This is a genomic window from Pseudidiomarina andamanensis, assembly GCF_009734345.1.
Lineage (GTDB): Bacteria > Pseudomonadota > Gammaproteobacteria > Enterobacterales > Alteromonadaceae > Pseudidiomarina > Pseudidiomarina andamanensis.
The window spans coordinates 2,033,603-2,057,533 of sequence record NZ_CP032551.1 but is presented as its reverse complement, the minus strand read 5'-3'; the positions used below and the strand labels follow the sequence as shown (position 1 = coordinate 2,057,533).

General features: G+C 46.4%; 27 protein-coding genes. 11 read left to right on the top strand and 16 right to left on the bottom strand.

Going from position 1 to position 23,931, the window contains the following annotated elements; genetic code table 11:
- Window positions 1-25 precede the first annotated feature (25 nt).
- Genes gpmI through D3795_RS09780 form a run of 4 tightly spaced genes read left to right on the top strand, consistent with a single transcriptional unit; the run spans window position 26 to window position 4,069 of the window.
- Complete coding sequence (gene gpmI / locus D3795_RS09795) at window positions 26-1,561, top strand: 2,3-bisphosphoglycerate-independent phosphoglycerate mutase (protein ID WP_156268333.1); 1,536 nt, start codon at window positions 26-28, stop codon at window positions 1,559-1,561.
- A complete protein-coding gene (locus tag D3795_RS09790) occupies window positions 1,561-2,691 on the top strand; it encodes a murein hydrolase activator EnvC family protein (RefSeq protein ID WP_310942426.1) in 1,131 nt (376 codons plus the stop codon). The genes gpmI and D3795_RS09790 overlap by 1 nt, the downstream gene beginning before the upstream one ends.
- Window positions 2,692-3,516 carry a divergent polysaccharide deacetylase family protein gene (locus D3795_RS09785; protein WP_156268329.1) on the top strand — a complete coding sequence of 275 codons (825 nt, stop codon included), beginning with the start codon at window positions 2,692-2,694 and terminating at the stop codon, window positions 3,514-3,516.
- The gene (locus tag D3795_RS09780; protein ID WP_156268327.1) at window positions 3,506-4,069 is read left to right on the top strand and encodes a DUF4377 domain-containing protein; all 564 of its coding nucleotides are present in this window, start codon (window positions 3,506-3,508) and stop codon (window positions 4,067-4,069) included. Before D3795_RS09785 ends, D3795_RS09780 begins: the two co-directional genes overlap by 11 nt.
- Before the next feature lie 65 nt (window positions 4,070-4,134).
- On the opposite strand, the gene D3795_RS09775 is transcribed toward D3795_RS09780, so the two are convergent.
- The 6 genes from D3795_RS09775 to ftsY form a co-directional block, all read right to left on the bottom strand.
- A complete protein-coding gene (locus tag D3795_RS09775) occupies window positions 4,135-4,926 on the bottom strand; it encodes a hypothetical protein (protein ID WP_156268325.1) in 792 nt (263 codons plus the stop codon).
- Window positions 4,927-4,986: 60 nt separating this feature from the next.
- A complete protein-coding gene (locus D3795_RS09770) occupies window positions 4,987-5,529 on the bottom strand; it encodes a hypothetical protein (protein WP_156268323.1) in 543 nt (180 codons plus the stop codon).
- 341 nt (window positions 5,530-5,870) lie between these two features.
- On the bottom strand, window positions 5,871-6,737 hold the full coding sequence (rpoH, locus tag D3795_RS09765; RefSeq protein WP_156268321.1) for an RNA polymerase sigma factor RpoH: 867 nt from the start codon (window positions 6,735-6,737) through the stop codon (window positions 5,871-5,873).
- Window positions 6,738-6,899: 162 nt separating this feature from the next.
- Window positions 6,900-7,880 (bottom strand): permease-like cell division protein FtsX, encoded by a 981-nt coding sequence (gene ftsX, locus D3795_RS09760; protein ID WP_156268319.1) that lies wholly within the window; start codon window positions 7,878-7,880, stop codon window positions 6,900-6,902.
- Window positions 7,881-7,883: 3 nt separating this feature from the next.
- The gene (gene ftsE, locus D3795_RS09755) at window positions 7,884-8,555 is read right to left on the bottom strand and encodes a cell division ATP-binding protein FtsE (protein ID WP_156268318.1); all 672 of its coding nucleotides are present in this window, start codon (window positions 8,553-8,555) and stop codon (window positions 7,884-7,886) included.
- Window positions 8,552-9,766 carry a signal recognition particle-docking protein FtsY gene (gene ftsY / locus D3795_RS09750; RefSeq protein ID WP_156268316.1) on the bottom strand — a complete coding sequence of 405 codons (1,215 nt, stop codon included), beginning with the start codon at window positions 9,764-9,766 and terminating at the stop codon, window positions 8,552-8,554. Before ftsY ends, ftsE begins: the two co-directional genes overlap by 4 nt.
- An 87-nt stretch (window positions 9,767-9,853) precedes the next feature.
- Between ftsY and rsmD the strand changes: the two genes are divergently transcribed.
- Entirely contained in the window at window positions 9,854-10,480 is a 627-nt protein-coding gene (gene rsmD / locus D3795_RS09745) for a 16S rRNA (guanine(966)-N(2))-methyltransferase RsmD (RefSeq protein WP_156268314.1), read from the top strand.
- A 30-nt stretch (window positions 10,481-10,510) separates the two neighbouring features.
- Window positions 10,511-10,816 (top strand): DUF1145 domain-containing protein, encoded by a 306-nt coding sequence (locus tag D3795_RS09740; protein WP_156268312.1) that lies wholly within the window; start codon window positions 10,511-10,513, stop codon window positions 10,814-10,816.
- On the opposite strand, the gene D3795_RS09735 is transcribed toward D3795_RS09740, so the two are convergent.
- Complete coding sequence (locus D3795_RS09735; RefSeq protein ID WP_156268310.1) at window positions 10,817-11,431, bottom strand: YjaG family protein; 615 nt, start codon at window positions 11,429-11,431, stop codon at window positions 10,817-10,819.
- Between the two features lie 113 nt (window positions 11,432-11,544).
- Here D3795_RS09735 and D3795_RS09730 point away from each other — a divergent pair, with 113 nt between their 5' ends.
- Window positions 11,545-12,486 carry a pyridoxal-phosphate dependent enzyme gene (locus tag D3795_RS09730; protein ID WP_156268308.1) on the top strand — a complete coding sequence of 314 codons (942 nt, stop codon included), beginning with the start codon at window positions 11,545-11,547 and terminating at the stop codon, window positions 12,484-12,486.
- 12 nt (window positions 12,487-12,498) lie between these two features.
- On the opposite strand, the gene D3795_RS09725 is transcribed toward D3795_RS09730, so the two are convergent.
- From D3795_RS09725 to D3795_RS09710, 4 genes are all read right to left on the bottom strand, one after another.
- Window positions 12,499-12,927 carry a VOC family protein gene (locus tag D3795_RS09725; protein ID WP_156268306.1) on the bottom strand — a complete coding sequence of 143 codons (429 nt, stop codon included), beginning with the start codon at window positions 12,925-12,927 and terminating at the stop codon, window positions 12,499-12,501.
- 36 nt (window positions 12,928-12,963) lie between these two features.
- The gene (locus tag D3795_RS09720) at window positions 12,964-13,170 is read right to left on the bottom strand and encodes a hypothetical protein (protein ID WP_156268304.1); all 207 of its coding nucleotides are present in this window, start codon (window positions 13,168-13,170) and stop codon (window positions 12,964-12,966) included.
- Window positions 13,171-13,261: 91 nt separating this feature from the next.
- Window positions 13,262-14,425 (bottom strand): cystathionine gamma-synthase, encoded by a 1,164-nt coding sequence (locus tag D3795_RS09715; RefSeq protein ID WP_156268302.1) that lies wholly within the window; start codon window positions 14,423-14,425, stop codon window positions 13,262-13,264.
- 1 nt (window position 14,426) lies between these two features.
- The gene (locus D3795_RS09710; protein ID WP_156268300.1) at window positions 14,427-15,398 is read right to left on the bottom strand and encodes a PLP-dependent cysteine synthase family protein; all 972 of its coding nucleotides are present in this window, start codon (window positions 15,396-15,398) and stop codon (window positions 14,427-14,429) included.
- A 140-nt stretch (window positions 15,399-15,538) separates the two neighbouring features.
- Between D3795_RS09710 and D3795_RS09705 the strand changes: the two genes are divergently transcribed.
- Both D3795_RS09705 and ltaE read left to right on the top strand, forming a co-directional pair.
- A complete protein-coding gene (locus D3795_RS09705) occupies window positions 15,539-16,165 on the top strand; it encodes a hypothetical protein (protein ID WP_156268298.1) in 627 nt (208 codons plus the stop codon).
- 35 nt (window positions 16,166-16,200) lie between these two features.
- Window positions 16,201-17,223 (top strand): low-specificity L-threonine aldolase, encoded by a 1,023-nt coding sequence (gene ltaE, locus D3795_RS09700; RefSeq protein WP_156268296.1) that lies wholly within the window; start codon window positions 16,201-16,203, stop codon window positions 17,221-17,223.
- Here the strand turns inward: ltaE and D3795_RS09695 are convergent.
- From D3795_RS09695 to D3795_RS09675, 5 genes are all read right to left on the bottom strand, one after another.
- Entirely contained in the window at window positions 17,209-18,747 is a 1,539-nt protein-coding gene (locus D3795_RS09695) for a YifB family Mg chelatase-like AAA ATPase (RefSeq protein WP_156268294.1), read from the bottom strand. The genes ltaE and D3795_RS09695 overlap by 15 nt on opposite strands.
- 254 nt (window positions 18,748-19,001) lie before the next feature.
- Complete coding sequence (locus tag D3795_RS09690; RefSeq protein ID WP_173021019.1) at window positions 19,002-19,418, bottom strand: MbcA/ParS/Xre antitoxin family protein; 417 nt, start codon at window positions 19,416-19,418, stop codon at window positions 19,002-19,004.
- Window positions 19,419-20,061: 643 nt separating this feature from the next.
- On the bottom strand, window positions 20,062-20,211 hold the full coding sequence (locus D3795_RS09685) for a hypothetical protein (RefSeq protein WP_156268290.1): 150 nt from the start codon (window positions 20,209-20,211) through the stop codon (window positions 20,062-20,064).
- A 123-nt stretch (window positions 20,212-20,334) separates the two neighbouring features.
- Window positions 20,335-20,718, bottom strand: a complete 384-nt coding sequence (locus D3795_RS09680) for a DUF7668 domain-containing protein (RefSeq protein ID WP_310942423.1) — start codon at window positions 20,716-20,718, stop codon at window positions 20,335-20,337.
- Between the two features lie 225 nt (window positions 20,719-20,943).
- Window positions 20,944-21,405, bottom strand: a complete 462-nt coding sequence (locus D3795_RS09675; RefSeq protein ID WP_156268288.1) for a hypothetical protein — start codon at window positions 21,403-21,405, stop codon at window positions 20,944-20,946.
- 851 nt (window positions 21,406-22,256) lie between these two features.
- Between D3795_RS09675 and D3795_RS09670 the strand changes: the two genes are divergently transcribed.
- Window positions 22,257-23,279, top strand: a complete 1,023-nt coding sequence (locus tag D3795_RS09670; RefSeq protein ID WP_156268286.1) for a hypothetical protein — start codon at window positions 22,257-22,259, stop codon at window positions 23,277-23,279.
- An 87-nt stretch (window positions 23,280-23,366) separates the two neighbouring features.
- Window positions 23,367-23,930 (top strand): hypothetical protein, encoded by a 564-nt coding sequence (locus tag D3795_RS09665; protein WP_156268284.1) that lies wholly within the window; start codon window positions 23,367-23,369, stop codon window positions 23,928-23,930.
- The last annotated feature ends 1 nt before the right edge of the window (window position 23,931 follow it).

The following is a 23,931-nucleotide window of genomic DNA, read 5'->3' as shown; positions in this document are numbered from 1 at the left end:
TTACTAAAAAACCACTGAGGAAGTCATGGCCAAGCCACATACACCGTTAGCCCTATTGATTTTAGATGGTTGGGGTCATCGTGAAGCCGCTGAAGATAACGCCATTGCCGCAGCCAATACGCCAACCATGGATAAACTTTGGGCCACTCGACCACATACGTTAATTGATGGTTCAGGCATGGCGGTTGGATTACCTGACGGTCAAATGGGCAACTCAGAGGTAGGTCACGTCAATTTAGGTGCTGGCCGAGTGGTTTATCAAGATTTTACGCGTATTAGTAGAGCGATTGCTGATGGCGATTTCTTCACAAATTCGGCGTTAACTGAAGGCGTTGATGCGGCTGTATCGGCAGGCAAAGCCGTTCACATCATGGGCTTGTTGTCGCCAGGTGGTGTGCACAGCCATGAAGATCATTTATTAGCGATGGTTGAACTTGCTGCTCAACGTGGTGCGAAGCATATCTATGTCCATGGCTTTCTTGACGGCCGCGATACGCCACCGCGTTCGGCCGCAGCAACGATTGAGCGTTTCGAAAAACAGTTCATGCAACTCGGCGTTGGCCGCTTTGCCACGCTTTGTGGTCGTTACTTTGCCATGGACCGCGATAAGCGTTGGGACCGTGTTGAGCAAGCCTGGAAAGCTTTGGTGCGGGCACAAACGCCATACCAAGCTGATAGCGCCAGTATCGCATTAGCAAACGCTTACGAACGTGACGAAAGCGACGAATTCGTGAAACCAACATTGATTGGTGACGCTGCACCAATACAAGATGGCGATAGCGTGTTCTTTATGAACTTCCGTGCCGACAGAGCGCGTGAACTGAGCCATGCATTTTTAGATAAAAAGTTTAACGGTTTCGAACGTGGTCACGTGCCGCAATTATCAGCCTTTGTCATGCTCACCGAATATGCGGCTGACTTAAAAGGCCCGATTGCGTATCCGCCAGAAAGTCTCACCAACGTGCTTGGTGAATGGCTCGCCAAGAATGACTATAGTCAACTCCGCATTTCTGAAACCGAGAAGTATGCCCACGTGACGTTCTTCTTCAGTGGCGGTCGTGAAGAAGAATTTGATGGTGAGAAACGCGTTTTGATTCCATCGCCAAATGTCGCGACCTACGATTTACAGCCAGAAATGAGTTCAGAGCAATTAACCGACGCTCTTGTTGAAGCGATTCGTCAGCGCGAGTTTGACGTGATTATTTGTAACTACCCGAATGGCGATATGGTTGGCCACACCGGTAATTTTGACGCCGCAGTGAAAGCCGTTGAGGCCGTTGATCGCTCCATTGCTCGTGTTATTGAAGCTTTGCAAGAGGTTGGCGGCGAATGTCTGATTACTGCAGACCATGGTAACGCCGAACAAATGCAAGATCACACTACCGGTCAGTCTCACACGGCTCATACGAGCGAACTTGTACCATTTATTTACGTCGGGCGTGACGCTACGGCACGCGAAGGCGGTACTTTGTCTGATGTTGCACCAACCATGTTGCACTTGCTCGGTCTTGAGCAGCCGGCCGAAATGACTGGCACGCCAATTGTGACGTTGACGTCGTGATGCGCGCACTTGCTGCACTCATGATTCTGCTGTTGTCGCCAGTGAGCTGGGGGCAACAGCCAAGTGCACAAGAACAGGCGGCAACTGAAGCCCAGTTAGCACAAATTGCCGAAGAGCTGAGAAAACGCGAAGCCGCCATTGGACAACGCGCAGAACGCTTAAGCATTACTGAGCGCGAACTGCGCCAGTTAGAACAACAAATGGCAACGGTCGCGAGCGAGCTCAACGCAACCCAACAACGTCTCGCCGATATTCGCGGTCGTATCAACGATCTTCAGCAACAAGAACAAGAGCTCACCGCACAGCTCAATGATCAGCGAAAGTTGCTCGAAAAGCAGCTCGACATGGCTTATCGCATGGGTGAGCACGATTACTTAAAGCTCATTCTAAAACAGCAAGAACCAGCCAAATTCGAACGTTTGCTTGGCTATTACGGCTATTTGAATCGGGCTCGATTGCAAGAGCTAGATGATATTCGCGTCACGCAAGAGCAGCTGACACAGGTGCAGGCCGACGTTGCCGATCAACAACAGCAACTGGCGCAACGCGAACAGCAACAACGCCAGCAACAAGGTGTTTTAAAAGCGCAACAAGCCGATCAGCAGCAATTGGTTAAGCGACTGCAACGTGAACAATCGGCAGACCAAAAACGTATTCAAGAATTACGCGACAACCAGGAAGCTTTGGAACAAGTACTTGCCGCAATTCGAGCAGCACAACGCGATGAGCCTCGCCTCGCCGGTTTGACCGAGCGCAAAGGCAAAATGAGTTGGCCAGCCGATGGTAAAGTTGAGCGTTTGTTTGGCCGTCAGCGCAGCGGTGGCGTCACCTGGAAAGGTGTGGTGATCAAAGCTGATGCAGGCGACTCCGTCAAAGCAATTGCCGACGGTCGCGTGCTTTTTGCCAACTGGTTACGCGGCTACGGTTTAGTGATTGTGCTTGACCACGGTGACGGTTATATGAGTCTATATGGGCATAACCAGACGATTTTGCCAGCCGAAGGTGACGTTGTGAGAGCCAACGAAACAATTGCGTTAGTTGGTCAGAGTGGTGGTGTTGAAGATCCTGCGGTATATTTTGAAATTCGCGTCAAAGGTGACGCGGTCAACCCTGTCAATTGGTGTCGCTAAATGACGACGTTAGTTAAAATTGTGATCATCGCAGCAGTTTTGTTACTCGCTCCCGCTACCACAGCGGCTGAGCAGGTGTTGCCACGTATCGCGATTGTGATTGATGATCTTGGGAATAGCCGATTCCAGCAGCAGTTTGCCCAACTTCCAGGCCCGCTAACGCTCGCCATGTTGCCACACACACCTTATGCCGAACAAATCGCGCAAACCGCGCAACAAAACGGTAAAGAAGTGATTATTCACATGCCCATGCAGGCATCGGCGAATGCCGACGCTGGTGCTGGTATGTTGTCATCCGAAGATGATAAAGCCGAAACCATTCTGCTGATGGAGCAAGCCTTTATTCAGATACCGCAAGCGGTTGGCATGAATAATCATATGGGGAGCCGTCTAACGGCTTTGATTGAGCCAATGCAATGGGTGATGGAACAACTTGCCCTGCGTAATTTCTACTTTCTCGACAGCCGCACAACCGCGGCTACGCAAGCCGAAAATGTCGCCCGCGAGTTCGGTATTCCAGTTGCACGACGTCACGTTTTTCTAGACAACAATCCAGAACCTGCCGAAATTGCGTTGCGCTGGAAAGATCTGATTCGTCATGCACACAAACACGGCGAAGCGATTGCTATTGCGCATCCGCACCGTTCCACACTTGAGTTTCTAAAAGAAGTTCTGCCCGATATTGAACGCCACTATGGCGTCAAACTTGTTGTCGCCTCATCCTTAGCTCAACGCCCCGATACGGAAACGATTCAACTCACCGAACACAAAGCGATTCCAAAGGAATTTATAAACAGAAAGGACGTCTACCCAAATGAAAATTAAAACTATTTTTTCCATTCTAATGACGGCAACTTTGATGGGTTGTGGCGGTTCGAGTGACTCTGACGAAGGGACTGAGTTTAATGTCTCCGTTGAGTCGGCGCCGGTCTATTATGGATTGGGCATTCAATTCACACCGGCTTTGGCCGCAACCGCGACATCTGACAGTGGTCGTGAAATGTTTGCTGATAGTATTGTTGGTTTCGAGCATCAATTCGGCACATCGTATGAATTACGCGTTATTGAAAAAGATGTCGATACGGGTAATGTCGCTGATGGCAGTGCGACATCTATCGAGCTCGTCGAAGTGATTAGTTCACAACCCGACGCAATTGGCACAAGCTACGTGTACAACGAAGTAACGCTAGAAGGTAATCCATTCACCGCCAACGAGCAAACGGCAGGCGTATATGCATTTTACCAGTATGACTTTCTGTGTGCTGAAAACGTCGACTGCGATGGCCTTGTCGCAATAGCTGACAGTGGTGGTTTAGTCAGTGTTGAGTTTGAATATACTGGTAGTGAAGTTCCCATCACGCTGGTGTGGTGGAACTAAGAACTAATTACCAAGCAAATAAAAAAGCTGGCGTTTTTGTATTTTGGGAAGTTACAATCCGGGTCTTAGTTTGCGACCTGAAACTCTTCGTATTCTTTCAAGTATTTTTTGGTTTCCGGAAGATTCCCAACTTGTTGCCGAATCACTTTACCATTCTGAACATGTAAGACTGTTGGAGTATCCCATACCCCAATATCGTCCCAATCTGAGCTATTTAATAACAAAGAATAGTTTGTATAATCTCTATTCATTTGAAACTCGTCAATACTCATCCCTATAGGTCTTCGTACGGCCCATATTATATTCGTTGAAATATTAGGCAATTCTCGTGAAATCCACTGTTTTAAATCTTTTGAATTTTCACAATAAGGTGATGAGATAATTAGTATTACATTTTGTTCGGTAAAATCTGTCAACGACCCGTCGCTTGAAATTATTTTTCGCCCTGTTAACTCCCTTCCCCGAAATTGAACAAGATTTTCCTGGATGTACTTTTTTCCTGGTGGATACTCATTTCCTGACGTATTTAAGTAGGTTTTATATTCTTTTAAAAGATTTTTATCTCGAGAGTAAAAGTAAGTTTTAGAAACTGCACTAAAAATCAAATGCTTTTGTTTTTCGTTGTATTTTTCTTCATCTCTCTTAAAAAAGTCGTTCAAACAATCGTTCGCAAAGCGAGAAAAGTTTGGGCCTCTATTATCGACAAGCACACCGTCTTTCGTGGTCGTCAGTTTGCTGTGCTCTTTATCTATTTCTCTTGCCTGATCTAAAATATTTTGGGGCGCACTACAAGAGGTGTCTATATGCGGAGGTAAGCTAATTAATATAACGCTGATCCACATTCCTGATAAGAGCATAGGTACAACCCCCTTTCAGCTCAGTCACTAGGTCCGATCCTCCTAGTGACTGATTCAGAATTAACAGTTGTGGGTACAGATATCGTTTTCACTTGGACTACATGTAGCGCGTTCAGAGCATCTATAATGCATACGCTCTCCCAGAAGAACCATAATCGAAATATTCGTGTCATTATAGTTATTTGGTCGCTCTTCTCTTTGATTTAACATTGGTCTATTCAAAATTAATACATCAGCATCGGTCTCAACTCGAGCGTTCACCATAAAACTTGCATAGGCTTGTTGGCCAAAGAGTGAAAGTAAATTATAAATTTTTGATACTGTCAGCTCTTCTTCTAGAACTCCAAAATTAAATGTTGTTAAGCCTTTATCATTGAATGTAAGGCTAGATCTAAATTCGCTCTGAGCATAACTGGAGAGCTCATTCCAAATGGGGTGTGTTTCTAAAATACTCAGTTGATTCTCTGACTTTATTAAAGCTGTCGATGCTGAAACTTGTTTGTGCCATAAACTCAGTTTGTTGGCTTCATCTCCAGCTATTGCATCGGTAGAGAATAGGGTAAATAAGAGGAGCAACGTAAATGTAAAAGAGAAATTCTTCATTGATGACGTTCCTTTGTAGTGGTAGAAGCGCAAAATACATCCCTTTTCCATTTCGCATTTACAAATTAGTAACATTTAAAGCTGAAGTCAATATCAAATACGATACTCTATAGAAATCGATAGGTAATTACTTAATTTCAGACCTAGTTTTTCAGAAGCATTTAATTCCTGCATCCAGAAACCTATTTCCATGGTAGTCAATGGTGGTTTAGTCAGTGTTGAGTTTGAATATACCGGTGGTGAAGTTCCCATAACGCTGGTGTGGTGGAACTAAGAACTAATTACCAACCAAATAAAAACGCCGGCGATGAAGCCGGCGTTTTTGTGTTAGTGTGTTTTCTTTAAGACATTGCCATGCGTAGTTTCTTCATGGCATTCGCTTCGAGCTGACGTACCCGCTCAGCAGAAACCTGATATTTATCAGCGAGTTCTTGTAGCGTGGTTTTATTTTCTTCGTCTAACCAACGTGCACGTACGATATCTTGGCTGCGCTCATCGAGTGTATTGATGGCTGACAATAAGCGGCGTTGCGTGTGGTTTTCCCACTGCTCATTTTCCACTTCTTCAGCTAAGTCTGAGCGTTTGTCCTCAAGATATTGTGCTGGCGAATAGGTGCTATTATCTTTCGCATCATCATCGTCCGAGCTCAATTCGAATGCTTGATCATACGCGCTCATGCGCGCTTCCATTTCCAATACTTCGTTGGTGCTTACACCCAACGTCTCGGCAACGGTATTCACTTCTTCGTTGGTGAACCAACCTAAACGCTTCTTCATTTTACGCAAGTTGAAGAACAATTTACGTTGCGCTTTGGTGGTTGCAATTTTGACCATGCGCCAGTTTTTCAGCACATATTCATGAATTTCAGCTTTGATCCAATGTACCGCAAACGATACTAAGCGCACGCCAACCGCAGGGTCGAAACGACGTACCGCTTTCATGAGACCAATGTTACCTTCTTGAATTAAGTCCGCTTGAGGCAGACCATAGCCTGAGTAGCTGCGGGCAACATGTACGACAAAGCGCAGGTGCGACATGATCAGCTGACGAGCAGCTTCTAAGTCGTCCTGTTCCTGCAAGCGTGTCGCCAGCTCGCGCTCTTCCTCTGCCGATAACATAGGAATGCGGTTCACTGTCGAAATGTACGCCTCTAAGCTGCCACTCGACTGTGGAACAGCTAATGCCATACTAGTAATTTCAGAGCTCATGCAACAACATCCTCTCTCACTGGTGTCCGCACAACATTATCCAGACACTACTCAGACCACTTTAGGGTCTAATAGTTCCCTCATTCTAGCAAAATTGACGCTGCTGACAATGACTGCTTTGGGATGAATTTTGATCACCTATTTTACCCATATGGGGATAGATTATTGCGGTTCAATGGTACGAACGTGTTTTCTTACCGCAATATAGGAACCAAGTAATCCTAAGCCGATTGCCAGTAGCCATAACACCAACATTTCATTAAACGTTAGCCCAACTAAGGCAAACTGGCTTTCATACAATTCACTAATGTCAGCAACGGCGCCAGAAATCCATAAAATCATTACGGCCGTTGCAAGCCACGCGATCAATCCACCAACAAAACCGTACCAAACACCGGTATACAAAAATGGACGTTGGATATAACCGTCGGTTGCACCAACCAGCTTCATCACCATAATTTCATCGCGCTTGCTATTAATATTCAGGCGAATGGTGTTACCTACAATCAGCACCACCGCAATACACAGTAACGCTGCTAGTGCTAACAAACCATCGCGCACTAAGTTCAATAAGGCCTCGAGGCGCTGCAGCCAATCTAAATCAAGTCGTACTTGCTCAACCTCACGTTCATTACGCAGTTGCTGAGCCAGTTGTTGTGCCTGAACGGTGCCGCGCTTGTTGGCGACCGGTAGCACTAACAACACATCCGGCAACGGGTTATTGGTTAACGCATTAAGCGCTTCACCGAAACCTGAGCTTTCTCGAAACTCTTGTAACGCTTCATTTTTGTCTATCCAACGAACGCTCTCAATATCGTTCGATAAGCTCAAACGCTTATGAAACGTTGACACTTCTTGTTGGCTTAAATCTTTGCGCAAAAACAACGTAATTTCCGAAGCATGTTGCCAATCAGCACCAATGGCTTCGGTATTTTTAACCACCACATAAAGCGTTGCTGGTAGCGTCAGACTCAGACCCAACACCGCCATTGTCATCAGGCTGGCCATAGGGTAACGCGCTAATTCACCTAAACTGGCCACGGCTTGCTGCAGATTGTGCACCCAAAACATGACAAAACGACGAAAGCCCGAAATATTGACTTGTTGTGCGCCTTGCTGGCGAGAACGAAACAGTAAACTCATGGCTTAGCTCTCCTGCAAACCATCGTTAATCATACGGCCATCGCGCAAGGTCAATGTGCGATAACGCAAACGAGCTATGAGTCCTAAATCGTGCGTGGCAATCAGAACCGATACGCCGACTCGATTGAAATCTTCGAATAATCGAATGATTTCCATCGATAATTTTGGATCAAGGTTACCAGTAGGCTCATCTGCTAACAGCAACGGTGGCTTATTCACAACCGCACGAGCAATACCGATGCGTTGCTGTTCACCGCCCGATAACATCATTGGGTAATGGCGTACTTTGTCGCTCAATCCGACTTTTTCAAGCGCAGCATGCACGCGCTTGCGCGCTTCTTGCATGCTGTAACCTTCAATTAATAGGGGCAGCGCGACATTATCAAAAACGGTTTTATCCATCAGCAAGCGGTGATCTTGAAAAATCATGCCGATGTCGCGGCGCGCATATGGAATTTGGCGCGAATGAATACGCTTGAGATCGTGACCGTTGATCATCACACGGCCTGCTGTTGGCCGCTCCATCATACTAATGAGCTTGAGTAAGGTACTTTTACCAGCGCCAGAATGACCGGTTAGAAAAGCCATTTCGCCCTGCTCCAAGTGAAAGCTGACATTGTTCAATGCCTGAAAGCCGCCCGGATAGGTTTTACTCACCTGCTCAAACTTGATCATGATGGTTGTGTCTCTTTCAGTTCGCGTTGAAATAAGGCATCAACAAATTCTTGCGCATCAAACGGTCGCAAATCGTCTATTCCCTCGCCCACACCAATGTAGCGAATTGGAATATTAAATTGGTCGGCAATAGCAAAAATTACACCGCCTTTCGCCGTACCATCTAGTTTAGTTAGTGTAATACCACTCACGCCAACGGCTTCGGTAAATAACTTAGCTTGGCTTATAGCATTTTGGCCTGTGCCTGCGTCCAGCGTTAACATCACTTCGTGCGGTGCATGTTCATCCAGCTTGCGCATCACGCGCACCACTTTCTTCAGCTCGTCCATCAGGTGCGCTTTATTCTGTAAACGCCCTGCAGTGTCGGCAATCAGCACATCAACACCACGCGCTTTGGCTGCTTCAACCGCATCATAAATCACTGATGCACTATCGGCACCTGTATGTTGGGCAACCACCGGAATGTCATTACGCTGGCCCCACACTTGTAGTTGTTCAACCGCCGCCGCACGGAAGGTATCCCCGGCCGCTAGCATCACCGACTTGCCTTCGCGCTTAAATTGCTGGGCTAACTTACCAATCGTTGTGGTTTTACCAACTCCGTTCACACCTACCATGAGAATCACAAACGGGCCTTCATGGTCGTTTGGAATAGTTAATGGTTGTGCCACGGGGGACAAAATATCCGTCATGTCTTGCTGCAACAATTTAAACAGCTCGGCGGAATCTTTGAGTTGTTTCCGATTCGCTTGCTCGGTCAAACGCTCGACAATTTTCAATGTTGTTGGCACGCCAATATCGGCGGTTAAGAGCTGAGTTTCGAGCTCCTCAAACAGCTCGTCATCAATTTTATTGTCTTTAAAAATACCCCACAAACCGTCGCCAATGGCTGACGATGTTTTGCGTAACCCGGCGGTTAAACGTTTCCACAAGCTTGGCTTTGACTGGGTTTCAGGTTGTTTCGCTTGCTCGGCAGCTTTTGATTCGGCGGTAACTTGTGCACAAATTTCAGCGGCATCAGGCGCAGCCACCTCGGCTACTGACGGCTCTTCTGGAAGTGCTTCGGACGCGACTGATTCATGTTTCAGCTGCTGTTCTTGTTGCGGCTCTTGCTGCTGTTCGTGTTGTTCGTGGTCTTTCTCTGTCGATGCCTGCTCAGCATCGCTCTGCTTATTTTTGCGAAATAACGAGAAAAAAGATCCTTTGGCCATGCCTGCTTTACCTTTGGAAGTTCACTGCTGCTCGGTTTACAATGGCACACAGTTTAACACGTCAAATAAAAGAAGGCTTACTTTAGCATGCCGCGAAGCTCGTACAAGCAGAAAAGCACACCTCGCCATGACGCCAAGCAACGTTCGCACAAAGGCGCGGGTGAACTACGCATTATTGGTGGGCTATTGCGCGGTCGTAAGCTCACTATCGCTGATGTACCCGGTTTACGCCCAACCACCGACCGAGTTCGCGAAACGCTATTCAATTGGCTGCAGTTTGAGTTAACCGATAGCCGCTGCATCGATTTATTTGCCGGTAGCGGCGCACTGGCTTTTGAAGCCTTATCGCGTGGCGCGCAGCAAGTTATTTTGGTTGAAAAAGACGCGCAAGCCGCGAATTTACTAGCCCAACATGCCGCCAAGCTATCCGAGGCTGTGACTGGGCAAGCGCTTGTTCAACGCGGCGATGCCCTGCATTTTTTACAGCAACAACCCGATTCTAGCTTTGACGTAATTTTTGTCGACCCGCCATTTGGCATGGGATTAGCTGACGATTGTTTGACGCTCATCGCGCAGAACAATTGGGTGAGTAGCGGCAGCTGGGTGTATGTGGAAACTGAGAAAGCAATTCAGCCGCAAGTACCGGCTACATGGCAACTGCATCGCGAAAAGTTTGCCGGTCAGGTTGCATTTCGCTTATATCACGTGAATTAATTTAATTTTATTAACAAGGATATTTCATATATGGGCATTGCGGTTTGGCTTGGACGACTGATTTTCGCGGTGATTTGGGGCGTGATGCTGGCAAATATTGTGGCACCATTCGAAGGCAAAGGCTTCGCGTTTTTTCTCTTCTTAATGGTCTTGCTGATTGCGTTGCACTTACTGCAGTTACTCATGTTCGCCACGGTGTACAAAGAGCACATTCAATGGCGACGCGGCGACTATTGGCAAATTATATTTTTTGGCGTGGTTGGTTGGTTAGCCATAGTGCGCGCACAACCGGCACGCACCCAAGCTCAAACGGAACAGACGAACGACGAGTCTTAGCTACTCGTCGGCCATACTCACGCCGATATTTGAAACGCCTTCGTCAGCGACCATGTCGCGAACCTGGCGAACCAACTCTTGGCTTGGTTGCGCTTGCGTTGCAGCCAAGGTTTCTAGGTAATTGAGAATGGCTTGCTGTACTTCAATTTCGTATTGAACCAGCTCATGTTCACGTAAAAGTTTTCGACGCTCTTGCGCATCCATCTCAGCGCCTTCAGTAAGCTCCAAAAATTTCGCAACACTCGCCTGCGATACCTTTGCTACGCTTACCAAATCAGCACTATTCTGGTCCATTAGCCCTTGTAATAAGGTGCTAATGGCCGTGCACGCATCCATGGCTGGGTACACGCCGAGCATATCGTGACCATGCTCGCTTGGCGTTACCTCATCCACTTTTTCTTGCCAGCGTGAAAAATTAACTTTCACAGCTTTCCCTTGCCATGCCCAATCCCAACACGCACTGAGTGCGCCTTGCAGTGGTTTTGGATCACCAAAGCCAGTAACATGGTGGAATAGTTCGTAATTTGGCACCATGCGTTGGCATAAGTATAAGGCCATGACGGTTTGGTATGCTAAGGGTAGGGCGCGGATGCGCTCAAACGTGTTTAAAACCATAAAAACCCCAAAGACGTTAATCGTTAGTCGTTATTAGTTATTCGAGGCGCTTTTTTCTAATAACGACTAACGAATAACGAATAACGTTTTTCTGTTGAGGTAGTATACGCTTTATGACTTTGCAACTCGACTCTTCTTCCATTCAAGCGGCAGCAAAATTAATTGCGCCCATGGTTCGGCGCACCACCGTGCTGGTTAGCCTGAAACTCAATGACGCGCTTGGTGCGAGCGTGTGGCTGAAATGCGAGCACTTGCAGCATACCGGCGCATTTAAATATCGTGGTGCCTGCCATGCCTTGTTGAAACTGACGGAAGCTGAGCGTAAGCAAGGCGTCTATACGGTGTCATCGGGGAACCACGGTGCGGCTTTGGCAGCGGCTGGGCAACAACTTGGCATCAAGGTCCGGGTTGGTGTTGCGGCGAACGCATCGTCAGTGAAACGCGCGAACATGGCCAAGTATGATGCCGAATTGGTGACTATAGAGCCGGGAATGGCAGCTCGTGAAGCCTTTGTCGCTGCGCAGCGCGCAACCGGAAGAATATTCATTCCACCTTATAATCATGCCCATATTTGGCAGGGACAAGGCACTGCAACCTATGAATTACTGCAAGAGCAACCGGAGCTTGATTGTGTGATTGCGCCGCTTGGTGGTGGTGGTTTGTTAAGCGGCACTTCGGTCGCGGCCAAAGCGCATGGCATAGCGCAGGTATTTGGTGTGGAACCTGAGCTTGCTGCTGATGGTGAAGCGTCGTTTCGAACAGGTGTGCTGCAACCTGCCATGCCACCATTGAGTGTTTGCGATGGTCTGCTAACGAGTGTTGGTGATCAAACCTTTCCGATCATTCGCCAGAATGTGGATGATATTTTGTTGGTGACCGATGGCGAGGCGTTGGCTGCACAAAAGCTGGTGTTTGACTTAACCGATCAGTGGATAGAACCTTCATCGGCAACGGTCATTGCCGCTATTCAACGGTATTCGAAGCTATTCAAAGGGAAGCGTATTGGGGTGATTATTAGCGGCGGCAATAGTGCACCGCCAGCAATCATTTCATAGTGAACTGATCAATTACTTCGCGAACAGCTGACCGAGGTCGTTAAACGCTTTGAATTCCAGCGCATTGCCACTGAAATCATAGAAAAACATGGTGGCCTGTTCGCCCGGTAGACCTTGAAAACGAATATGCGGCTCAATCACAAACGCGATGCCAGCCGCTTTCACTTTCTCTGCCAAAACATGCCAATCGTCCATTGTTAACACCACACCGAAATGTGGCACCGGCACATCGTGCCCGTCCACTGGGTTGCGATGTGCAACACCTGCGCGATCTGGCGCGAGGTGTGTGACGAATTGGTGACCAAAGAAGTTCCAATCAACCCAGTGTTCGCTGCTACGGCCTTCACTTAGCCCTAAAATTTCGCCATAAAACTCGCGAGCCTTTGCAATATCGTGTACTGGCACGGCCAAATGAAACGGGCGTAAAGACGACGAAGACATAGAGACAGCAAACTCCATTGTAGTTATTTAATGCAGCTATTTAATTGGCACCATCGGCGTTGATTTGCGCCACATACGCACACCAACAGCAACCATTAATACCAACCAGTTGACCGGCGGTACAAGTCCACAAAGTAATACGGCAAGCATATTCCACAACGGTTGGCGATGATACTGCCCGACCAACACATAAAACAACAATGCCGCCACTAACCCTTGTAAAAGAAACAGGCTAATAGGCATATTTTGTTCCTTGTTTATTCTGTTTTTATTGTGGGAATTAGCCTACCGTATCTTCATGAAATTGTAAAAGAGTGTTAATGCGCCTGAAATATCAGGCGCTTAGAGCACGATCTAAGTCCGCGATGAGGTCATCAGGATCTTCGATACCCACCGAAATTCGAACAAAGTTGTCCAAAATCCCTAGTTTTTCACGATTTTCTTTCGGAATTGACGCATGCGTCATAATCGCTGGGTGCTCGATTAGGCTCTCAACACCGCCAAGGCTTTCCGCCAACGCGAAAATTTCGACGGCTTCTAAGAAGCGACGCGCCTTGTCTAAATCACCTTTCAGCAAAATCGAAATCATACCGCCAAAGCCGCTCATTTGCTTTTTCGCCAACTCATGTTGCGGGTGACTTGGTAAGCCTGGGTAAATGACTTTCTCAACTTGTGGATGTGCTTCAAGCCATTGCGCCAGCTTCAATGCCGCCTCGTTATGATGCTTCATACGTAGCGCCAAGGTTTTCACGCCGCGCAATGCCAAATAGCTATCAAATGGTCCAGCAACCGCACCAACCGAGTTTTGCAAAAACAGCATTTTTTCCACGAGCTCGTCGTTGTCACCGACTACCGCAATACCGCCAACCATATCCGAGTGGCCGTTCAGGTATTTGGTTGCCGAGTGCATGACAATATCAGCACCCATTTCGAGTGGACGTTGGTTGTAAGGCGTCGCAAAGGTGTTATCCACCACCACAATCATGTTGTGCTGTTTTGCAATAGCCGCTACAGCAGCAATATCAACCAGCTTCAACATTGGGTTGCTTGGCGTTTCAATCCAAATCATGCGAGTTTTTGGCGTAATCGCTGTTTCAACCGCACTCAAGTCAGCCAAATCAACGTAAGAAAATTCGAGGCCCGCCGAGCGACCGCGTACTTTATCAAATAGACGGAAGGTACCGCCGTACAGGTCATCCATAGCAATGACGTGATCACCGCTATCCAGCAGCTCCATAATTGTTGACGTTGCCGCCATACCAGAAGCGAAAGCTAAGCCTTGCTTCCCGCCTTCAAGGCTCGCCACCGCGCGTTCCCAAGCAAATCGTGTTGGGTTGTGTGAACGCGAGTATTCAAAGCCTTTGTGCACGCCTGGGCTTTCTTGAATATAGGTTGAGCTGGTAAAAATAGGCGGCATGACAGCGCCGGTTGCCGGCTCAGGTGATTGTCCGCCATGAATGGCGCGCGTTGCGAATTTCATGTTCTTTGCATCAGCCATATTACTTCTCCAGCAAATTTTGAGCGGCCATCCACTCGTCGTTATAAAGTTTTGAAAGGTAGCGATTACCGGTATCGCAAGCCAAAGTGACCACGCGTTTTGGTTCTGTTTGCTCACGGCAGTAGCGCAGCGCTGCGGCAATTAGGGTACCGCTTGACGAACCAACCATCACGCCTTCTTTCACTAGTACTTCACGAGCGGTATGAAACGCTTCTTTATCGCTAATTGCGTACGCCTTGTTCGCCAATTGGATATCGCAGATGTCTGGCACGAAGTCTTCACCAATGCCTTCAACTAACCAGCTACCCGCTTCAACTGTTTCACCACGGTTAATCATCGGTTCAAGAATTGAGCCATCTGGATCAGCCAAGACTAAGTCAACCGCACCGTTTTGCTCACGCAGGTAACGACCAATACCGGTCAGCGTGCCGCCAGAGCCAACGCCACACACAAACGCATCTAGGTTACCTTGCATTTGTTCCCAAATTTCAGGGCCAGTCGTTTTATAGTGCGCTTCAACGTTCGCAGGGTTCGCAAACTGGTTCACGTAAAAATAGCCGTTCTCTTCGGCCATACGTGCCGCCATATCTTGATAGTATTCTGGGTGGCCTTTTTGCACGTCTGAACGGGTACGAACCACTTCGGCACCCATCGCTTTGAGGTTATTCACCTTTTCTGCCGACATTTTGTCTGGCATGACAATCTTTAACGGATAGCCCTTGCTGGCAGCAACCAACGCAAGCCCTAAACCGGTATTGCCTGCAGTCGCTTCAATAATGGTCATACCGGGTTTTAGCGCACCCGACTTTTCAGCCGCTTCAATCATGCTCACAGCAATGCGGTCTTTAATCGAACCACCTGGATTCATGAGCTCTAGTTTTAAATAAAGCTCACACGGGCCTGTATCGATAGATGAGACCTTAACCATCGGCGTCTTGCCGATCATTTCTAAAACATTCTGATAAACATGCATGATTGTCTGATCCGTTTCTTTGAATTCGTTAAAAATTGCGCTCAATGGCGGTTATTATCGCACGATGCCCTGTTTTATAGCAAAGCGAGCTGTGGCAAAGTATCAGCACTATTTGGAATATGACATAACTAGGAAATTGGATGCACCACTTACACAATTATTTATCGGCTTCGCAGCGTGCTGCCATCGCCGCTGGCGTTTTGATGTTAGCCGCTTGTGCGCCAGCAGAACAAACTTCGAACACTGGTTATGTGGCAGAACAGACAACCTTTATTAACACCTTTCGCCCTTATTGCGGTCAGGCTTTTGCTGCAACCATTGTTGAAGACAACCAGCCAAGCCCAGCTTGGGACAAACCCTTAGTGGTGCATATTCGTGACTGCGAAGAAAATACCATTCGTATGCCATTGCATGTCGGCGATGACCGCTCGCGCACTTGGGTATTAACACAGCATCCAGGCTATATCGATTTTCAACATTACCACTTGCACGAAGACGGTAGCGCCGACGATGTATCGCCGTATGGTGGACAAACGTTAGCCGCGGGCAGCGCCACAATGCAGGCATTCCCAGTGGATGAAGCCAGCCAAGCATTGTTTATTGAAAATGGCCTTGATGTTTCGGTGACTAATACTTGGACCATTAGCTTTGTCGATGACAAAACCATGAGCTATAAGCTATCGCGCCCAGGTCGCATCTTTGAAGTTCATGTGGATTTAAGTACGCCAGTTGATGTACCCCCGCCAGCTTGGGGTTATGCTCAGTAAACTTCAGTTTTCATTATTGAGAAGGGTTCGCTTCGATGATTGATTTACGTAGTGACACAGTTACGCAACCAACCGCCGCAATGCGCGCAGCCATGGCTGCAGCGCCTGTGGGAGACGATGTTTTTGGCGATGACCCAACCATCAATGCATTGCAACAACGGGTTGCCAAACTCGCTGGGAAAGAAGCTGCGTTAATTGCCAGCAGCGGCACACAAACCAACTTACTCGCGCTACTTAGTCACTGCCAACGCGGCGATGAGTATTTGGTTGGGCAAGAGTACCATACCTACCGTTATGAGGCTGGCGGCGCGGCGGTACTTGGCGGTATTGTGCCGCAGCCGTTTGAAATTGAAGCGGACGGTACACTGAATTTGAGTGCGGTTGAAAAACGCATCAAACCCGATGACCCACACTTTCCAATCACGCGCTTGTTGTCGTTAGAGAACACCCATACAGGCCGCGTCATTCCCCAGGATTACATGCTCAAAGCACGGCGGTTATGTGATAAACATGGCCTGAAGCTGCACCTTGATGGTGCCCGGGTGTTTAACGCCAGTGTTGCGACTGGGTTGTCACTAGCTGAGCTATCAGCGCCGTTTGATAGTGTGTCCATTTGCTTTTCAAAAGGCCTCGGCACGCCAATTGGTTCAGTGTTAGTGGGGACCAAAAAGTTTATTCAACGCGCGCACCGGTGGCGCAAAATGCTCGGCGGCGGCATGCGCCAAGCGGGTATTGTTGCAGCAGCGATGGATCATGCCTTAGATCATCACATTGAGCGACTTGCCGACGACCACGCACATGCCCAGTTGTTGCATGATGGCTTGGCTGAACTTGCTACTCAACATGCCGACTTGCAGGTTGAGCCAGCGCAAACCAATATGGTGTACGTTAATTTTGCAAACCTTGAAGCAGCTCAAAAAGTAAGCGATTACTTACGCGAAAACGGCGTATTAACAGCACGTTCACAACGCATGCGTCTTGTGACCCATTTGAATATTTCACGTTCTGATGTCGAGCAAGTACTAACGTTATTCAAGCAAGCCCTAGCTCGCGTGTAACTGCTGTAAAAGGCGGTCGAGGGCTCGGAAGCTGAGCGCCTCGGCCAAATGGGTTCGGGAAATCATCTCGGCATCAGCTAAATCAGCAATAGTACGGGCTAATCGTAGCAGCCGATGATAGGCACGGTGCGACAGTTTAAATTGCTCAATCGCGGCCACTAGAAACTGATGATCATCATCGTCTAACTTACAGAACTCTGCGAGCTGGCTTGGCTTCAGTTCAGTGTTTAAGCAACCTTGACGCTCAAGTTGCGTCGCTCTCGCCTCACGCACATAGTCACGCCAAACGGGCGTGACCGGATCAGCCTGCTGATGTTGTTGTTTCAGCACATCTGGCTGTCGCGGTACATCCACCTGCATGTCGATTCGATCTAATAACGGTCCTGATAATTTTCCCAAATAACGCATGATTTGATCAGGTGTTGCACGAGCGCTAGCTAACGTTCCGTCAAAGTGACCGCAGGGTGACGGATTTAACGCACAAATCAATTGGAATTGTGCTGGGTAAGTTACCTGATGACCGGCGCGACTGATCGTGACATGCCCGGATTCGAGCGGCTCTCGCAATGAGTCAAGAACATGTCGAGCGAACTCCGGCAGTTCGTCTAGGAACAATAAGGAGCGGTGCGCTAATGAAATCTCACCAGGTTGTGGTGGTGAGCCCCCACCGACAAGCGCCGCCGCCGAGCAGGAGTGGTGCGGCGCACGAAGTATCCGTTGCTGCCAATGTACACTGCGTAGTGTGCCGCTGACCGAACGAATGGCGGCCACATCCAGCCCATCGCGTTCATCTAGCGGTGGTAACAACCCAAGTAAGCGTTGCGCCAACATGGTTTTGCCAGTGCCCGGCGGCCCCACAAATAGAATATGATGACCACCACTTGCCGCGAGTAATAACGCCCGTTTGGCTTGCTCTTGTCCAATCACATCGGCGATATCACCATGCGGCGTGAGTTGGGGTTTTTCGTTTGACGGTTTAATGTATGGCAACGGCGACGGGCTGGTTAAATGCTCAAACACATCGCGCAAACTAATCGCCGCAACGCATTGTTGCACTGTTAACGCAGCAGCCTCCTCCGCATTGTCGAGCGGAATAACCGCTTCACGCCCCTCGTCGCGACAGCGTAACACCGCAGGAAGAATACCCGTCACTTCACGCAAATCGCCATTGAGTGTTAGTTCACCATAAAACTCGCGACCAGCAACTGCACGTTCGCTGATTTGTCCGTCAGCCACCAAAATGCCGATGGCAATAGCAAGGTCATATCGCGCACCGTACTTGGGTAAATCCGCCGGCGCTAAGTTCACTGTGATTTTTGTCGCTTTGGGAAAGCTATAACCGCTGGCGAGAATCGCCGAACGCACCCGGTCACGCGCTTCTCGCACCCCTGCTTGCGGCAAACCAACTACAGCAAACCCCGGTAACCCGCCTGCCAAACAAACTTCCACCGAGACTTGCGGCGCCTCAATGCCCTGCGTTGCGCGCGTAAACACACGCGCAATTGAAACAGCTTTACCTGCCATCACTGCCCTCCTTGGCTCTACTAGTAAAACTATAGCAGTGAACGAGAAACGGGTTGTATTGGTGATGTCACAATGTGGTGTACGACGTCGGATGATTCATCGCTATAAACGAGGGCATCGGCAAGACAGTGAGTGCTAAGAAGTTATTCGTTATAAAAATTCGTTATAAAAAACAGCCAAGCTACTACCTACAGTAACACAGCAATTTTACCTGCGCTCTTTCAAGACATTAAAGAGAGTCTGGAGGGTGAAATTTACACTAACGCGGAATCTAAGTAGCGACGAATCTCATGTAGACCGATAAGTGCGCCAGAGAGCATCAACTCCTTGGGCGAATGATCGTTGAAAGCTCGATTTTTGTTCTTGACCCATTCTAGCCGATGCTTGTCCTGAATGAACATCGTTCTTAATGCCTTATGAATACCTAAAATTAATGAAACCCGAGTACGGCGGTCTATCGTCAGTTTTCGAACCAAATTACCGCCCTTAACTCTGCGAAATGTCGCACCAGAGAAATCGCCTAGAACGATTGCTTTTTCAGTATCAGTAAACTTCCATAACTCTAAGATATTAACGGCTGTCTTGAATCCTACTTTATCATCTTCAAGTGTTGCCTGGTCATGAGCCGCTCTGAATTGAGCTAGGTCGAACGTAAACGCCTCTCCGTACATGGATTTCATCTTTCAGCACTCGATATAAGATAGGATTTATTAATGATACTACACGATAAATTGCCTGAATCTTCAAATGTGAGCTTTCTAGCCAATTTTTATCAAAAAATTTTTTGGGGGAAAGCAGCAATTCCGCTATTTTTGCATTAATTGTGGGATTTGACGTGACCGTATGCGGTTTGTCGTGACAATGTCACAATTTGGTGTACCACGTCTCATAATTCATCACCATAATCGAGGATATCGGCAGGATAATCAGTATCAGAAAATCAAACGTTAGCTAAATAATAAAGCCCCGCATGAACGAGGCTTTGATTAGAATTCTTTTTCAAAAATTATTAGCCCGAGAGGCGCGTCCTTTCCATATCGCCCCAATCAGGACAACAACACCAAATAGGATTAAAAACATAGTCGTTTCAGATGTTCTCTCGAACACATCTAACTTCTCACTAATCCATGCAGGAAAGAAAATGACAAACGGTATTTGGACCAGAATAAACAGAAAAAAAATAAGGTAAGTGAAAACTAATTTTGATAGTGAATTTTTCTTGTCTTTTAATCCATTCTGAAAACAAAAATAAATCCTAACCCCGAAATAGCTAACAAGCATATACATAATTATCAAGGTTATAAAAATAGTCACTTAATTTTTTCCTTTTAACTTATATGCAATCATTGGAGCTGCTTTTTCACTTGCTCCGATGATTGCGCCTTCAGCGATTGCTCCGGCTACAGTACCTGAAGTTGTCGGTGCTCCAGCTTGTTTCAAGGTCTGATCCACAATTGGCTTCATTGTTGAGTTTGCAACACCTTTTGCAACGAGTCACCCACTCCAGCGCCAAAGTAAACACATCAGGACTCCGACTAACCAGTTTGTCGAGAAGAGGCTGTGGGTTCAAAGTGTTTGTACCAGAGGTTATTCTACGTGAACTGACATTACTTCAAATTCAAATTCGCTGCCGTGCTCGTATACTCTCACTGATAGCGCTAAATCGCTTCTGCCTTCTTCTACTGTATATAGGTCTATTAGCACATCCCAATATCCCCCCATCCATTGGCATACAGATGTAATCCACGTTTCATCTCGAAGACTTAAAACTTCACACCCATAATCCTCAATATTCTCTTGAATTCTAGTAGCGTCCGACAAACTTATTGGCTTTATACTAGTATCTACATTCACCAATGAATAATCATTAGATTTAATTGCTTCAACTATTAAACTTAACGTACTTCTCCAAATATTTGGGATGGGCTGTTGATTCGCCTTGTCCTTTTTAACAGGCACATTTAAAGTCATTATTTATCCTTAGAATGAAGATCTTTACGGCATTCAAAGCAAACCTCTGCGTGATTCTCTGGAATAGTTTGCGGGAATCGTCCTAGCTTTGGATGATAACTCCTTGTTTTTTAGTAGTATAGCTGGGTACTAGGAATGAGCGTTAGACCCGTATAACGAAAACGTGAGGTACTACCGTTTGTGTGTGGAGCTATTGAATTTCCTGCTGCTCAGTGGCTGCAAGATTTAGTGGTTTATAAGATCGCACCTAACCGTTGAAACGAATTTGTCCGCAAACTTTGCATCAGAAAAATAGACTTCAAAATAGGTTGTATCGAAGAGTCTTACTTCAATCAGAGCGCCTTCATTTTCCGAATATGGCATATCCTCGGTAAAATGCTTTGCTTTGAAATTTTTTGGCAAATTCCCCTCTTCAAACCCTAATAATATTCCAGATTGAAATTGATCGATGCTACCTAATATTTTTCTTGTTTTGTTATAGTCACCCAAACGTATCGGTGTTCCAGACTCTCCAACAACGCCAGTACTCCAAACTAAGTCCGAGGCGCACCATACTGTACCGGAATGAAGTTCGTTCAACTTCTGCAAGAGTAAAGCGGTTTGTCTTCCAGTGCAGCATACTTCACTTTCGTCTAGCTCCTGTCCAACCACCCGAAAGCCCAACTTCGGGCTTTTTTCAATATTCATTTTTAATTCCTAACAAGTAGATTTTTTATTCGACTTAAATCCAGATGGAAAGAAATCTCTACGCAATTGGAGAAGTCATGAACAAGAACAAAGGAATCAGCGGCGGTAAAAAAGCCCCGCTCGATCGAGACTTCGTATTCAAGATAATACTGAAATTCAACACAAATAATATCTCATTCGCCTATTTAAATATTTTCTTTTTGTATGAAAAATAAGAATACAAAGACAGAAAAACCATACATACAATCGAAAACCCGATGCCTCTTATTAATCCGTTACCAATTGCGATTAGTCCACCGACAATCAATGACATGACAAAATAAATTATTAGCTGCGGTCTATATAGCTTCAAAAACATCGATCTTCGCCTTCTCGCTATTATTTTTCTTTATGCTGCGTTCATTATTCAATCATCTAAATTGACTCATTCATCGAATAAAAACGTTTCCTTGAATTCAACTTACAGGACTATTCACTTTCCCATATTGGTTAATCGGCTTTCACAAGGCTATCGAACTCGATATACAAATGACCAACCCGATAAAAAAGTGTATAACTCTTAATGAGTTGTACTTACCACTGTTTGCATATAGCGGCTCGCCAACATATAAAGTTTACATATTTTTATTCAAGATAAATAAATGAACCCATTGATAACCAATCAAAAACAATATTTCCGCCCAGATCCAATCTTCTAACATAGCTCTTCATATTAACCGTAACGAGAATATTGTAAATAACATTGAAATAACAAACTGTTGGTAATACTGTTGCAGGTATGATTTTTATTAGCCAAGGACGATGCGAGTGCCTCGACGTTAAGTGGCCAACAAACGTATAAGGGATTATTCATGCTAAGAATTTTAATTTTTATTTCCACAATAGTTCTGATTTCTGGATGCGGCTCCGACAATCAAGATAAGCCAGACGAGAGCACGTCTCCCTTCCAAATCGTCGATCGCGAAGCCCAATATCTTGACTCCTATTGGCTACCGGGTGGTCGCAACTATGCAATTTACGAAAATTTCCTGGCTATCAGCCACAACGGCGGCGTCAGCTTATTAAATATCAATGAATCTGGATTAGTCGAGAGTGAAATTCAAGTCTCTGGCACTGGAGCCAGTAATATTGCGACCTTAGAAAATGGTGATATAGCAACATTAATGGTCAACCATGTGCGTATAAACCGCATAGAAAGCAATATGTTTGATGTCATCTACACGAGTGAAGAATCCCCTAATGTAAGCCCGGTGATATTTGAGTCTCAAGGCAATTGCGCGTATTGGGTTGACCGAGGTGGTTCAGATGCTAACTACCAACAGCTAAAAGAGCTCTGTATTGATAGTCAAGGGCAGATTGTCGAAGGCGTCAGGTACTCATCTGAAGGCTGGATTAATAATATATTTGCTTTAGATGATGGTTCCATGGTGGTATTTGAGGAGCTGTCCGATGGCATAAAGATCAGTTTATTTAATGAAGATTTTTCGCTTGTTGATGGCTTTACCACAGCAATCGAACTCTTTTCGCCTGATATTGAATTTCGAAATGGTTCTATATTCTTCACAGGCCATACCGCAGTGTGGCAAATGGATGTTTCCTCAAGTGGCTTTTCAGAACCCCAAAAATTTCCTGACTCGGTCAATTCGTTCGTTTTGAGTGGCGGGAATATTATCGCGGTTCATGATAGAGGTGTGATGATTGCTGAAGAGAATTTCATTTACTCTTACAAATTAAACGGCGATGAGCTTACCGCCATCTATCGAGTAGAGGTTGGGAATAATATTGACGCTCTCGTTGTATATAACGATTTGTTGATTGTTTCATATTCAGACAATGTCGATTTTGAAATATACAAAATAAGCGATTTGATTTAACGAAGTGGGTTCTTCAAGGTCTTTGGTTTCGAAACAAATTAAGCTATCGATCAACGTACAGTGCAACCGAACTGATAAAGAAAAAATATGACATTAAAAAGTACAAGCAACGTATTCTCAGCCCTTTTCGCTACAATGTTTTTAGCAAGTTGCGGTGACTCAGACGACTCACTAGAGCCAAACACGTATATCGCTAATGTCGCTTCAGCACCAACCTATTTTGGTGTTGAATCCAACATTGTTATCGACGCAGTTGCAGATGTTGAAGACGGTGATGACACCGTTGCTTCTGACATTTTCAGCTTTAATTACGAATTTGGCACGTCATATCGACTTCTCGTGGATCAGTTTCCAGCAGCGGCTTCTGGTGATGATGGGTCAACCATCATCTTAACAGGGCTTATTGAAGTGATTTCCGCAACGCCTGATCCAATTGGTACAAGTTATAAATACGACAACGTTGAACTGAGCGGAAATCCTTTTACTGAGGAATCTGCAGGCGTATACGGCTTTTATCAATACGAGTTCCTCTGTGCCGACAACGTTGATTGTGATGCACTCGTTGCAATAGCGGATAGCGGCGGTCTGGTAAATATTGAATTCGAATACACCGGTGGTGATGTGCCGATTACACTGGTGTGGTGGAATTAAC